This is a genomic window from Pseudomonadota bacterium (genome assembly GCA_039033415.1).
GTDB lineage: Bacteria > Pseudomonadota > Gammaproteobacteria > Xanthomonadales > SZUA-38 > JANQOZ01.
Genome location: JBCCCR010000032.1, coordinates 41,011 through 54,764 on the forward strand (window position 1 = coordinate 41,011; position 13,754 = coordinate 54,764).

Annotated in this window: 10 protein-coding genes; 5 read left to right on the plus strand and 5 right to left on the minus strand. The window is 61.5% G+C overall.

The window, feature by feature from the left end:
• Positions 1 to 41 precede the first annotated feature (41 nt).
• The 3 genes from clpA to aceA form a co-directional block, all read right to left on the minus strand.
• Positions 42 to 2,330: an ATP-dependent Clp protease ATP-binding subunit ClpA gene (gene clpA / locus AAF358_21980; GenBank protein MEM7708238.1), complete on the minus strand. Its 2,289-nt coding sequence runs from the start codon at positions 2,328 to 2,330 to the stop codon at positions 42 to 44.
• Between the two features lies 1 nt (position 2,331).
• Complete coding sequence (clpS, locus tag AAF358_21985; GenBank protein MEM7708239.1) at positions 2,332 to 2,652, minus strand: ATP-dependent Clp protease adapter ClpS; 321 nt, start codon at positions 2,650 to 2,652, stop codon at positions 2,332 to 2,334.
• A 317-nt stretch (positions 2,653 to 2,969) separates the two neighbouring features.
• Entirely contained in the window at positions 2,970 to 4,271 is a 1,302-nt protein-coding gene (gene aceA / locus AAF358_21990; GenBank protein MEM7708240.1) for an isocitrate lyase, read from the minus strand.
• A gap of 187 nt (positions 4,272 to 4,458) precedes the next feature.
• Here aceA and AAF358_21995 point away from each other — a divergent pair, with 187 nt between their 5' ends.
• The 5 genes from AAF358_21995 to acnA all read left to right on the plus strand — a co-directional run bounded on the left by AAF358_21995 (position 4,459) and on the right by acnA (position 10,411).
• Complete coding sequence (locus AAF358_21995) at positions 4,459 to 5,355, plus strand: LysR family transcriptional regulator (protein MEM7708241.1); 897 nt, start codon at positions 4,459 to 4,461, stop codon at positions 5,353 to 5,355.
• Positions 5,356 to 5,380: 25 nt separating this feature from the next.
• On the plus strand, positions 5,381 to 5,830 hold the full coding sequence (locus AAF358_22000) for an NUDIX hydrolase (GenBank protein ID MEM7708242.1): 450 nt from the start codon (positions 5,381 to 5,383) through the stop codon (positions 5,828 to 5,830).
• The gene (mnmA, locus tag AAF358_22005; protein ID MEM7708243.1) at positions 5,827 to 6,945 is read left to right on the plus strand and encodes a tRNA 2-thiouridine(34) synthase MnmA; all 1,119 of its coding nucleotides are present in this window, start codon (positions 5,827 to 5,829) and stop codon (positions 6,943 to 6,945) included. The genes AAF358_22000 and mnmA overlap by 4 nt, the downstream gene beginning before the upstream one ends.
• A gap of 1 nt (position 6,946) precedes the next feature.
• On the plus strand, positions 6,947 to 7,564 hold the full coding sequence (locus AAF358_22010; protein ID MEM7708244.1) for a DUF489 family protein: 618 nt from the start codon (positions 6,947 to 6,949) through the stop codon (positions 7,562 to 7,564).
• 156 nt (positions 7,565 to 7,720) lie between these two features.
• Positions 7,721 to 10,411, plus strand: a complete 2,691-nt coding sequence (acnA, locus tag AAF358_22015) for an aconitate hydratase AcnA (GenBank protein MEM7708245.1) — start codon at positions 7,721 to 7,723, stop codon at positions 10,409 to 10,411.
• Positions 10,412 to 10,486: 75 nt separating this feature from the next.
• Here the strand turns inward: acnA and AAF358_22020 are convergent, their stop codons facing one another.
• Positions 10,487 to 11,014: an SRPBCC family protein gene (locus AAF358_22020; GenBank protein MEM7708246.1), complete on the minus strand. Its 528-nt coding sequence runs from the start codon at positions 11,012 to 11,014 to the stop codon at positions 10,487 to 10,489.
• A 149-nt stretch (positions 11,015 to 11,163) separates the two neighbouring features.
• Positions 11,164 to 13,737 (minus strand): EAL domain-containing protein, encoded by a 2,574-nt coding sequence (locus AAF358_22025; protein ID MEM7708247.1) that lies wholly within the window; start codon positions 13,735 to 13,737, stop codon positions 11,164 to 11,166.
• Between the last annotated feature and the right edge of the window lie 17 nt (positions 13,738 to 13,754).

Consider the following 13,754-nt stretch of genomic DNA (forward strand, 5'->3'; position numbering starts at 1 on the left):
CTCCGACTCGTCCGCCCTGAAAGACCTAAAGCAGCAGGCCGTCAGTCGTCGGCCGGTGCGGGCGTTTGCTCGAGCAGCAGCTCCTTCTCCCGAACCGTCACCTTGAGCTCGTCGTTGACGACGTCGAGGCTCACGCTGCCGCCGTCAGCCAGCTTGCCAAACAGCAGCTCATCGGCCAGCTTGGCCTTGACCTGCTCCTGGATGACCCGCTTCATGGGCCTTGCGCCCATCACCGGATCAAAGCCGTGCTCGGCCAGCCACTGGCGAGCCTCCGGGCTCACGGTGACGCTGACCTCGCTCTCCTGAAGCAGCATCTCTAGCTCGATCAGGAACTTGTCGACGACCCGCAGAATTGTGTCAAAGTCCAGCGAGTTGAACTGAACAATCGCGTCCAGGCGATTGCGGAACTCCGGTGTAAACATCCGCCGGATGGCCTCCATCGCGTCGGTCGAGTGGTCCTGACTTTGAAAACCGATGGTCCGGCGACTGGCTTGCGCCGCGCCCGCGTTGGTGGTCATCACCAGAATCACGTTGCGGAAGTCCGCCTGCCTGCCGTTGGTATCGGTCAGCGTGCCGTGATCCATCACCTGAAGCAGCAGGTTGAACACGTCGGGGTGCGCCTTCTCGACCTCGTCGAGCAGCAGCACGCAGTGTGGGGTTTTGGTGACCGCCTCCGTCAGTAGACCGCCCTGATCGAAGCCCACGTACCCCGGAGGTGCGCCCACCAGCCGCGACACGGTATGGGCCTCCATGTACTCCGACATGTCGAAGCGCACGAGCTCGACGCCCATGATCAGCGCCAGCTGCCGGGTGACCTCGGTCTTGCCGACACCCGTAGGACCCGCCATCAGGAACGAGCCGATCGGCTTGTCGGCCTCGCCCAGGCCCGAGCGCGACATCTTGATGGCCGCAACCAGGGAGGTGATCGCTTCGTTTTGCCCGAAGACCACCATCTGAAGGTCGCGTTCCAGCGTTTTGAGGACGTCCCGATCAGAGCTGGAAACCTGCTTGGGCGGGATCCGCGCCATCTTGGCGACCACGTATTCGATATCCTCTTCGGTCAGCCTCTTACGGCGCTCGTCTTCCGGCAGCAGCCGCTGCCGGGCACCGGCCTCGTCGATCACGTCGATCGCCTTGTCCGGCAGGAACCGATCATTGATATGGCGTGAAGCCAGGTTGGCCGCCGCTTCCAGCGCCGCCGGCGTGTATTCGATCTGGTGGTATTCCTCGAAGCGCTCTTTCAGCCCCGTCAGGATCTCCAGCGTCTCTTCCACGGTCGGCTCCGGCACGTCGATTTTCTGGAAGCGTCGAGCGAGCGCCCGATCCTTCTCAAAAACGCCGCGGAATTCCTGGAAGGTGGTGGAACCGATACACCGAAGATCGCCAGATGCGAGCACGGGCTTGATCAGGTTGGAGGCATCCATGACGCCACCGGAAGCTGCACCGGCGCCGATAATCGTGTGAATTTCATCAATAAAAAGGACCGCGCCAGGCTCTTTCTTGAGCTGATTGATCACACCTTTGAGGCGCTTCTCAAAATCGCCGCGATATTTGGTGCCGGCGATCAGTGAGCCCAGATCCAGTGCGTAAATGGTCGCGTCGGCCAGAACCTCGGGTACGTCCTCCTCGACGATCCGACGGGCCAGGCCTTCGGCCAGCGCCGTTTTGCCCACACCGGCCTCCCCAACCAGGAGCGGATTGTTTTTACGCCGTCGGCACAGGATCTGGATAATGCGTTCGACCTCGGAATGACGCCCAATCAGGGGATCGATTTTCCCGGCCATCGCCAGGTCGTTGAGATTGGTGGCGAAGCTTTCCAGGGGGTTGGATTTTTGACCCTCGGCCACGGCTTCCTGGGTTTCAGACTCCGACGCCGGCTGCTCGGGAGAGTTTTCCGCCAGCTTCGAGATGCCGTGGGCGATGTAGTTGACGACGTCGAGCCGGGTCACGTCCTGCTTGTGCAGAAAATATACCGCGTGGGAGTCTTTCTCCCCAAAAATGGCCACCAGCACGTTCGCACCGGTCACCTCCTTTTTGCCGGACGACTGGACGTGGTAAACCGCACGCTGCAGCACGCGCTGGAAGCCGACGGTCGGCTGGGTGTCGCGCTCATCGTTGCCGGGCAGCACGGGCACCGTCTGCTCGATAATGTCCTGCAGCTCCTGACGCAGCACGTCCGGCTGGGCGCCACAGGTGACCAGGACGTGACTGGCCGAGGCGTTGTCCAGCAGCGCCAGGAACAGGTGCTCCACGGTCATGAACTCATGCCGCTGGGCGCGCGCCCGCTTGTAGCTTTGGCTGATCGTCTGTTCCAGGTCTTTACTGAACAATTTACACTTCCTCCATTGAACACATCAGCGGGTGCTGATTGGATCGGGCATGGTCGTTGACCAGGTCCACCTTTGATTCTGCAATTTCACGTGTGTAGACGCCGCAAACGCCTTTGCCGCGGTAGTGAACCTGCAGCATGATTTGCGTGGCTTTTTCTTTGCTCATCGAGAAGAATCGCTCCAGCACTTCTACGACAAACTCCATCGGCGTGTAGTCATCGTTCAGCAGGAAAACCTTGAACAGGGGCGGCTTGCGCACCTTGGGCTTGGCTTCTTCCTGATCGAGAATGGTGCCTTGGGATTCCTGGTCTGACTCGCTCACTGACTTTTTCCGAATGAACCGTATGACGCCTGAGAATGGCGCGTTTCCGAGGTTGGACTCAAGGCCCCACCCGTTCGTTCAACTTAAGCCCGAACTGGCCAGTTTTCAACCGTTGACAGGGGGATTCCGGCGGGCCCAGCACCCTGGCCGACAAGTGGTGCGCATCAGCTGTGCGTCAAGGGAAATAGGCGCTATGCCGCACCTGCTGGAGCGGCCACGCGCTGAGGATTGGCAAGAATGGGTTGGCGCCTGCCGGCGGGGCCCGCCAGGCGACCCGCCGACCGAATTAATCGGCCGGCGGCTTCGTTTGAAGGCCTTTAGGCGACTTTGTCGTCCTGAAACTGCTCTTCCTCGGTGGAACCACTCAAGGCGGTCAGGGACGATTTGCCGCCGCTGATGACCTGCGTGATGGCGTCGAAATAGCCGGTGCCGACCTCACGCTGGTGTTTGGTGGCGGTGTAGCCGTTGGTCTCGTCGCCGAATTCTCGCTCCTGGAGCTCAACGTAGGCCGACATCTGCCGCGCCCGATAGCCGCGGGCCAGGTCAAACATCGAGTGGTTGAGCGCATGGAATCCGGCTAGCGTGATGAACTGGAACTTGTAGCCCATGGCCGCAAGCTCCCGCTGGAACCGCGCGATGGTGTCGTCGTCCAGATGCTTGCGCCAGTTGAACGACGGCGAGCAGTTGTAAGCAAGCATCTTTCCGGGGAACTCGCGATGAATGGCTTCGGCAAAGGTCCGCGCCTGCTCAAGGTCGGGCTTGCCGGTTTCACACCAAAGCAGATCGGCGTAGGGGGCATACGCCAGCCCACGCGCGACCGCCTGGTCGATGCCGTTGTTGGTGACGTGAAAGCCCTCAGGCGTGCGGTCGCCGGTGAGGAACTGATGGTCTCGCTCGTCGATATCGTTTGTCAGCAGGCCGGCCGCCAATGCGTCGGTGCGGGCAACAATCAACGTCGGCACACCCATCACGTCGGACGCGAGACGCGCCGCGACCAGCTTGTCGACCGCCTCTTTGGTGGGCACCAGCACCTTGCCACCCATGTGCCCACACTTTTTGGCTGACGCCAGCTGATCTTCAAAATGAACCCCGGCGGCTCCCGCTTCGATCATGCCTTTCATCAGTTCGAAAGCATTCAGGACCCCACCAAACCCGGCCTCGGCGTCCGCGACAATCGGCTGCAACCAGTCGACGCTGGTGTCACCTTCCGCGCAGTGAAGCTGGTCGGCGCGCAGGAGCGTATTGTTGATTTTCTTAATCACCGACGGCACCGAATCCGCTGGATACAGCGACTGATCCGGATACATCTGGCCAGCGTTGTTGGCGTCAGCCGCAACCTGCCAGCCGGACAGGTAGATTGCCTTGAGGCCGGCTTTGATCTGCTGCATGGCCTGGTTGCCGGTCAGCGCACCGAGGGCGTTAACAAAGTCTTCTGTGTTCAGGTATCGCCACAGCTTGCTGGCGCCGAGCGTTGCCAGGGTGTAATCGATGGAGACGGTGCCGCGCAGGCGAACGACGTCAGCGCCAGTATACGGGCGCGACACGCCGCTCCACCGCGGATCTTCGCTCCACTGTTGATCGAGGGTTTTCTCTGGGGCGGTTTCGGTGCTTTGGTCCATCATTGCGGTCCTTTCAACGATTGGTCGATGCGACAAATCTAGCCCGCCTTGATTATTTATCAACTTAAATGTATCAATATTAAGTATTAAAAAACCTAATGCTAGGACGTAACTCATTAAAAATCCGACCGAATCGGCCGTCACAAAATCTTCACGATATTTCTATAAGGGAGACCTGCTAAAACCGCTGCGGGCTTTTTGCTGCGCGGCGAGAAACGGGAGCATGTCCAGAGCCGCCGAAGAGCTCTTTCTGAGCCAACCGTCCGTGAGCCTACAGATTCGCGCCCTCGAGGAGCGCATGGGCGCGCAGCTGTTCGAACGCCACGGCCCGAAGATCCGCCTCACCCCCGAGGGAACCACGCTTTATGGGCTGGCACGACCCCTGGTTGATGGCATCGGCTCTCTTGGCGAAAGCTTCCAGGCCGCGCTTGGGCGTCTGGAAACCGGCACGATCGACATCGCCTCGGGTGAGTCCACCATTCTGTACGTCTTGCCCCACCTCGTTTCCAGCTATCGGGAGGAGCATCCCGGCATCCACGTCCAGCTGCACAACGTGACGGGCAAAGACGGTCTGACCATGATTCGAAATGAGGAGGTCGATTTTGCGGTGGGGTCCATGCTGGATGTGCCGCCCGACATTCGTTATGAGCCCATCGCCGAGTATCAACCGAAGCTGATCACGCCGCTGGGCCATCCGCTGTCCCGCAAAAAAACCATCCGCCTTGCAGACCTGTCACCCTACGGCCTGATCCTGCCGCCCAAGAGGCTGTCGACCTGGCGCATCGTGGACCTATCGTTTCAGCAGCATGAGGTGCCTTATCACGTGGCGCTCGAGGTGGGTGGCTGGGAGGTCATCAAGCGTTATGTCGAACTCGGCATGGGAATCTCCGTGGTCACCGAAGTCTGCCTACGCGGTGATGAGAAGCTTTTTGTCGCCGACATGAGTCGCTACTTCCCACCCCGCAACTATGGCCTGGTGATGAAGCGCGGACGATTCTTTACGCCGCAGGCCCGGCGCTTTGTCGAGCTGGTTCGCCAGCAGGGCTTCAGCGCACCAAAATCGGGCGAAGACGCTACCGCTTAAGCCTGACCGTGGGTATCCTTGCGCGGTGATTTTTAAGCCTCATACCACTGTCGCGACAATCGTGGAAAACGACGGTCGTTTTCTGTTTGTCGAGGAGCGCGTCCGCGGCGAGCTGGTGATCAACCAGCCGAGCGGGCACCTGGAAGCCGGCGAATCGCTGCTGCAGGCCGCCCGGCGGGAAACCCTGGAGGAAACCGGCTGCGGGGTTGAACCCGGCAGCCTCGTCGGCATATATCAGTGGCAGGATTCGTCCAGCGGCCGCTGCTTTCTGCGTTTTACCTTTGCCGCGGCGCTGCGCAGTCACGACCCGACAGCAAGGCTGGACGACGGTATCGAGCGAATTCGTTGGCTTACGCAGGCGGAGTTGGACGCACAAGCGCTTCCGCTGCGCAGCCCGGTGATCACCCAGAGCCTGGACGACTACGCGACCGAGCCCCATGGCTCCTTAAGGTTATTACACTGGATCGAAGGATGAATGACAGCAGCCAAAGGAACGACCGGGTTATCGTCGGGCTGTCCGGTGGCGTTGACTCCGCCACGTCGTTATCGGTTTTAAAGGACCGCGGCCATCGAATTGCGGCGATGTTCATGAAAAACTGGGAGGAGGACGACCGGCTGGGCACCTGCCCGGCGGAGGCGGACGCGGCCGACGCCCAGGCGATCTGCGACAAGCTCGGCGTGAAGCTTTACACGCGGAATTTTTCCAGCGAGTACTGGGATCACGTGTTCGAACACTTTCTGGCCGAATACGCCGCCGGCCGCACGCCCAACCCCGATATTTTGTGCAACCGGGAAATTAAGTTCAAAACGTTTCTCGAGCACGCCGAGGATCTGGGCGGGACGCGCATCGCCACCGGCCACTACGCCCGCAACCGGCAGCAGGACGGATCCTGGCAGCTGCTGCGGGGCCTCGATCACAACAAAGACCAGAGCTACTTTCTTTATACGCTTGGCCAGGCGCAGCTCTCGCGCACGCTGTTCCCGATCGGCGAAATGGAAAAGCCCGCCGTCCGCGCGCTGGCCCGGTCGCTGGAGCTGCCCGTCGCCGGCAAGAAAGACAGTACAGGCATCTGTTTTATCGGCGAGCGAGACTTTAAGACGTTTCTCGAGACCTACCTGCCTCATCAGCCCGGCGAAATCCGCAGCGCTGAGGGCGAGCTGCTGGGGCGCCATGATGGGCTGATGTATTACACCCTCGGCCAGCGTCAGGGCCTCGGCATCGGCGGAACGTCGGGCTCAAGCGGTCAGCCATGGTATGTGCTCGACAAAGACCTGGAGTCCAACGTCCTACTGGTTGGCCAGGGGCACGATCATCCCTGGCTCTTCAGCAGTCGTTTGACCGCGGGTCAGCTCAGCTTTGTTGCGGGGGCGCCTCCGGGCGAGGCCTTTCATTGCACCGCAAAGATTCGCTACCGCCAGGCTGATCAAGCCTGCCAGGTTTGCATCTCGGCAGGCGTTGCGACGGTCGAATTCGAAGAACCGCAGCTGGCCGTCACGCCCGGCCAGTCGGTGGTGTTCTACTCGGGCGAACAGTGTCTCGGCGGTGGCGTGATTGAAGGCTACCAGAGCGCCGCGCGCGAGGCCGCCTGAGGTGTCCCAGAGCCCCCTTCGCAATCGCGTCATTGCGCTGGCGGGCGTGTTTCAGGCCAGTGAACTGGCGCACGATTTTGCCGACCGCGGGCATACCGACGAGCTCGCGCTGGAAACCAGCATCGAGAGCCTCTACCGCTTCGACGCTGAGAATGTCGAGGCCGTTTACGGTGACCTCAGCGGGCTGGAGCTCGGACTGCACAAGTTGCGCGCCAACTTCAGCGGACGCCGCAACCCAAACGTCCTGCACGCGGTTGTGTCCCTGATGCAACTCGGTGGACGGGTCCTCGACGACGAAGAGCTGGGGGAGAATCTGAGCGACGGCCTTCAGGCGATCAGCGTCCACCGACAGGATGAATCGTTCGACCAGGAGCGGCACTTCGACCGACTGGCGCAGCTCTACGTCCGAACCATCACACCGCTCAAGCCCAGAGTGGTCGTGCGCGGCAACCCGGTGCTGCTCCAGCAGGAGCGTTACGTCAACTGCGTGCGCGCCACGCTGCTGTGCGGAATCCGCTCGGCCGTCCTGTGGCGTCAGCTCGGCGGCTCGCGCTGGCAGCTGATCTTTCGTGGTCGCAGCGTGCTCCACTTAAGCCGGCAGCTGCTCGGCGAGATCTGAGCGGCCGTCCCCGGCGCATCGAGCGCCGCAATCGGCCCGAGCCGCTGAGGCCTGCACGTCGATCCCCCGGGCGGCAGGTTCGACCTATAACTTTAATGATGGTTAGGCGATAATTTTTCGCCTTATCGTCCCGACACCAAGCAGGAGCAGCACGGCATGAAAGACTCTTTCTCCGTTCGTTCAACCGTCACCGTCGGTGATCGGGAGTACGTTTACCCAAGCCTGAAAAAACTGGGCGAGCAATACGACTTGTCACGCCTCCCCTTCAGCCTGAAGATCCTGCTGGAAAACCTGCTGCGCCACGAGGACGGTGTCGACATCAACCGCGCCGACATCGAAGCCCTGTGCCGCTGGGAGCCCACGGCTGACCCCTCAACCGAGATTGCGTTTACGCCTTCCAGGGTGGTGCTGCAGGACTTTACGGGCGTGCCTGCGGTCGTTGACCTCGCAGCGATGCGCGACGCGGTGGAGTCCCTTGGCGGGCAGCCGGACCAGATCAACCCTCTGTCCCCGGCCGAGCTGGTCATCGATCACTCGGTGCAGGTCGATGCCTTCGGTAAGCCCAATGCCTTGGATCTGAATTCGCGCATCGAGTTTCAGCGCAACGCGGAGCGCTATGCGTTCTTGAAGTGGGGCCAGACCGCGTTTGAGAATTTTGCCGTCGTTCCTCCCGCCACCGGCATCGTGCACCAGGTCAATCTGGAGTACCTGGCGCGGGTGATTTTTGGGCGCCAAAACGAAGACGGGGAGTGGCTGGCCTATCCCGATACGGTGGTGGGTACCGACAGCCACACCACCATGATCAACGGCATCGGTGTGCTCGGCTGGGGCGTCGGCGGCATCGAGGCGGAAGCAGCGATGCTCGGACAGCCCATTTCCATGCTCATCCCGCAGGTGATCGGTTTTGAGCTCACCGGCGCGCTGCCCGAGGGGTCGACAGCCACTGACCTGGTCCTGACGATCGTCCAAATGCTCCGCGAACGCGGTGTGGTCGGCAAGTTTGTCGAGTTTTTTGGTGAGGGCCTGGATCAGCTGCCGCTGGCGGACCGGGCAACCATCGCCAACATGGCGCCGGAATATGGCGCCACCTGCGGTATCTTTCCGATCGACAGCGAAGCGCTTCGCTACCTTCGCCTCTCCGGTCGTGACGAGCAGCAGGTGGCTCTAGTGGAAGCGTACGCCCGAGCGCAGGGGATGTTCCGCGAGCCTGGCGACACGCCGGCAACCTACACCGATACGCTGACGCTCGATATGGCAACCGTGGTTCCGAGCCTTGCCGGGCCAAAGCGGCCGCAGGACCGCATTCTCTTGACCGACGCCAAGGCGAGCTTTCAAGAGTCCTTAAAGAACATGGGCGGGCGCGACAGCGCCAAAGGTGTCCCGGTCAACAACGAGGGTGCCGAGTTTGAGCTGGAGGATGGCGCGGTGGTCATCGCCGCCATCACTTCCTGCACCAACACGTCTAATCCCGCCGTGATGCTCGGCGCGGGGCTGCTCGCCCGCAATGCCGTCAAGCGAGGCCTCAAGGTCAAGTCCTGGGTGAAAACCTCACTGGCACCCGGTTCGCAGGTGGTGACCGACTATCTGAAGTCCGCCGGACTGCTCGACGACCTTGAGGCCCTCGGGTTTTATGTGGTCGGCTACGGCTGCACCACCTGCATCGGAAACTCCGGCCCGCTGCCGCCGGCGATCGGTGACGCCGTGCGGGGTCATGAGCTGGTGGTGTCGTCGGTGCTGTCAGGCAACCGAAACTTTGAGGGGCGCGTGCACGCTGACGTCCGAACCAATTACCTCGCCTCACCCCCGCTGGTGGTGGCCTACGCGCTGGCGGGCAACCTCGGCATCGATATCACCTCAGAAGCCCTGGGGCAGGACCAGGACGGTAACGACGTCTTTCTCAAAGACATCTGGCCAAGCGCGCTGGAGATCTCCAGCGTTGTTTCCGAGCACGTCACCGCCAGCATGTTCAGCGAGAGTTACGCGAGCGTGTTTGCCGGCAGCAGCGAGTGGAACTCCGTCAGTGCCCCGCAGGGCAGTCGCTTCGACTGGCAGGATGACTCCACCTACATCCAGAACCCACCCTATTTTGAGGGCATGACCATGGCTGTGGGCGCCATCAGCGACATCCACGGTGCCCGCTGCCTGGCCAAGCTGGGCGACAGCATCACCACCGACCACATCTCGCCGGCCGGAGCCATCAAACCTGACAGTCCAGCCGGACGCTACCTCGTCGAACAGGGAGTCAATCCGGTGGACTTTAATTCGTATGGGTCTCGCCGGGGCAACCACCAGGTCATGATGCGCGGTACCTTCGCCAACGTCCGGCTGCGTAACCAGCTCGCGCCTGGAACTGAAGGTGGCTTCACCACCCACATTCCCAGCGGTGAGGTCACCAGCATCTACGACGCCGCCATGCAGTACGCCGAAGAGAAGACGCCGCTGGTAGTGCTGGCTGGCAAAGAGTATGGCACCGGCTCATCGCGCGATTGGGCGGCCAAAGGCACGCTGCTGCTCGGCGTCAAGGCGGTCATCTGCGAGAGCTTCGAGCGCATCCACCGATCCAACCTGGTCGGCATGGGCGTGCTGCCCCTAAATTTCATGGCGGGTGACAGCATCGAAGCGCTTGGTCTGACGGGCCATGAGACCTTCGACATCACCGGTCTGGATGACGGCGAGGCCAAGGAGGTCACCGTCACCGCAACCGCGGATGACGGCAAGGTCACCACCTTCCAGGCAAGAGTTCGCCTGGATACGCCCAAAGAGGTGGAGTACTACCGACACGGCGGCATTTTGCACTTTGTGCTGCGCCAGCTCGCCAGTCAGCCGCGACCGGCGCAGGCCGCCTAAGAAAACGGCCTGTCGTCAAGCCGGGCCGCGAGCGATCAGCATCGAAGCCGCCGCCCGAGCGGGCGGCTGTCGCGCTCAGGATTCGGCGACGGTCTTGAGTTTGGCCAGACCCTCTTCGTAGCTTCCACCCACCAGGGCGTCCATCGCCAAGCCAAAATAGCGCTGAATGATGTCGCCACGAAACTCCGTGTCGAAGCCCCAGGTGACCACCGTTATGTCACCGTTTTCCACCAGCGTGACGTAGGCGTTAGCATCTCCCTGATTCCCAAAATCCAGGTAGGTTTCGACCCGCTCCGGGCTGCTGGCCGTGATCTTCATCGACCCATTTCCGACCGACGGGTCTTCGCTGGCCCAGCTCATCATGGCCCCCGGCCCGGCGTCTGGACCGCTGTACTCGTAGCTCGCGTCGGGATCCAGTCCGACCCAGGGCGACCATTCGTTGAAGCGTTTCATGTTGTTAACCAGCGGAAACACCTTGCTGGCCGGCGCGTTGATCGAAACGGACCGTTCAACGTGCGCCGAGTCCGGCAGAAACAGTCCGGTGACGCCCAGCAAGACGGCGAGCGTGACCAGGCTGATCAAAAGAATTTTTATGAATTTCACAGCGTGTCCTCCTCGTTATACACCTCACCCGCAGATCACGTTAGCGCCCTCGTCAAGCCTCTGGCAAATGGCGTTGGTCAGGTTCGTGCGGAATTCAGGAGCAATTTTCCCGCAACGCTCAGCGGCGGGCGTTGCGGCAGGCGTTCACTTCAGCTGTCGCTCGAAATGGACCGGCGACTCGCGGTGAGCGCCTCTCGCTCCATGAGCATCGTAGAAAAGCTGTCGGCCGGGAGCGGTCGACAGAACAGAAAGCCCTGCAGTTCGTCGCAGCCGTGTTCGGTCAGGAACTCGAGGTGATCCTCTTCTTCGACACCTTCGGCAACCACCTCCATGTTGAGCTGGTGCGCCATGGAGATGGTGGCCTTCACGATTGCCTCGTCGTCCGGATCAACGCCGATGTTGCGGACAAATGATTGGTCAATCTTGATGCGATCGGCTGGGAAACGCTTCAGGTAGTCCAGCGACGATTGGCCGGTGCCGAAATCATCGATCGAAATGCGGCAGCCTATGTCGCGCAACGCCTGGAGCCTTTCGGTTAAGCCGGAAATACTTTTGATGCTGAGGCTCTCGGTCACCTCGAGATCGAGAAAACCCGGATGAAGGTCGGAATCCTTCAGCGCCTTTTCGACCACCTCAATCAGGTTTGGCTGACGCAGCTGCAGGGGCGACAGGTTAACCCCCAGCGTCAGCGGCAGGTCGAATCGATCTTGCCAGCGCCGGGTGACTTTGGTGGCTTCCGCCAGCAGCCATTCGCCGATCGGCACAATCAGGCCGGTCTCCTCCGCCAGCGGAATGAAAAAACCCGGGCTGATCAGTCCCAGGTCGGGATGTTCCCAGCGTATCAGGGCTTCCATACCCACAATGTCTTCGGTAGAGGCAGACATCTGCGGCTGGAAGAACACGCGCAGCTCGTTGTTGCTTTCCGCCTGACGTAGCTTCGACTCCAGGACGAGCTTCTGCTGATGGGACTCAGTCGGCTGGTCCACGTAGGCCTGGGCATTGTTGCGGCCAAGGCCCTTGGCGCTGTACATCGCAACATCCGCACACTTGATCAGCGTCTCCGCGTCCACGCCGTCATCAGGGTAGAAGCTGATGCCGATACTGGCCGTCAGCTGGAGTTCCTGGGTTGACTCCAGCTGCAGCGGCTCGGCCAGGATGCCGTTGATTTTCCGGGCGATGCGCAGGACGTCGTCCTTGTGGACGATGTGGCGCAAAATGATGGTGAATTCATCGCCCGCATACCGCGATACCGTGTCGCTGCCGCGCACCGCACCCTGCAGCCGCTCGGCCACCGCGTGCAGGACCTGGTCGCCGATGTCGTGGCCGAGGCTGTCGTTGATCGTTTTAAAGCGGTCCAAATCGACAAACAGAATCGAGAAAAGCTCACCGGTTCGACCGGCCTCGCGAAGCGCGTGTCCCAGCCGGTCGCTGAACAGCGATCGGTTCGGCAGGCGCGTGAGCGCATCGTGCAGCCCCAGGACATCCCGCTGATCCCGCATCGAGCGCAGCTCATAAGACTGGGCGAGGTGTGAGGCCACCACCTTTAACACGTCAAGGGCGGACGACCAGTCGTCGATCACCCGCCGGCTCGCGGCAATCAGCGCACCGCTGACCGTGCCGGTGCTGGCCCGCAGCGGTAGCCCAACGTAGCTTTCGATATCGTTTTGGCTGACAAAATCGTCAAAGCCCAGCTTGCCTCGGGCGTCGTCTTCGGCCAGCACCCAGTTACCCGCGAAGATAATCTCGTAGGGTTTGTGGCCTTGAGGATCAGCCAGCTGATGGTGGAGCTCACCCCGGCCGTAGGCGGCAAGGATGGTCAGTTCACCGTCTTCTTCTCCCTCCGGACGGGCCACCACCAGGAACAGATCCAGCCCGAGGCACTCGCTCACCAGGTCAGCGATGGCGGCGGCAGAATCGCCGGCTTGGGGATCTGAGAAAATTCGACCCACGGAACGAAGCCGCTCCAGCAGCCGGAGCCGGGGGTTGCGGTCACGCAGGCGGGTCAGATAGACCGCACGGCCGTCGTGAATGCTGAGCGTCTGAACCATTTCCACGGCCTGACGCTGACCGTCTGCGCGAGTCCGGAAGCAGTCGATCGTTACCCGGCCTTCCTGCCGCAGCAGGGCTCGCTGCTCTTTGCGTTCCGCGGCCGAAAGGTCGAGGTTCAGGTGCTCCAGGCTACGGCGACGCCAGCTGTCCTGGGTGCCGCCGTAAACGTCGAGCAGCGCCTGATTGACTTCCAAAATCTGATCGTTGGCCGCGTCGACCAGGAGAAACTCTTCCTCCAAGCCGTCGACCAGCGTTAAGCCTTTGCGATCGCTTCGGCCACCGCCAGACCGCTCAAACCCTGCTGGCGGTTTACTAACGCGCCTCAGGCGATAGCTCAGCTCGCTCGCCTGGACCGGACCGTGGAGCACGTCGTCGGTGGCCGCCAGCAGGCGCTCCCAGCGCGGATCACAGCGTTCGCCCACCGGCGGCAGCACGCCCAGCACGCGCCCCCCGGGACAGGCGGCTCGAAAACGGGACAGCAGGTTCGACACCTCAGACGGAACAATCGATAGATCGACGATGATCATGCCGAGCGCCATCTGCGCGACAAACTCGAGCGCTTGACCGACGTTCTTAGCCGTATAGATCGCCTCGACTTCAGCCTTGTCCAGCACCTCGAAGAGCACCCGGCGATCATCCCGCCGCGGCGAGAGAATAAGGACGCCGCCGCTCACCACGCCGCGACCGGCTC

Coding starts and splice junctions, on each gene's coding strand:
- mnmA (MEM7708243.1), top strand. CDS start 5,827: ATGAATGACAGCAGCCAAAGGAACGACCGGGTTATCGTCGGGCTGTCC.
- aceA (MEM7708240.1), bottom strand. CDS start 4,271: ATGGACCAAAGCACCGAAACCGCCCCAGAGAAAACCCTCGATCAACAG.
- acnA (MEM7708245.1), top strand. CDS start 7,721: ATGAAAGACTCTTTCTCCGTTCGTTCAACCGTCACCGTCGGTGATCGG.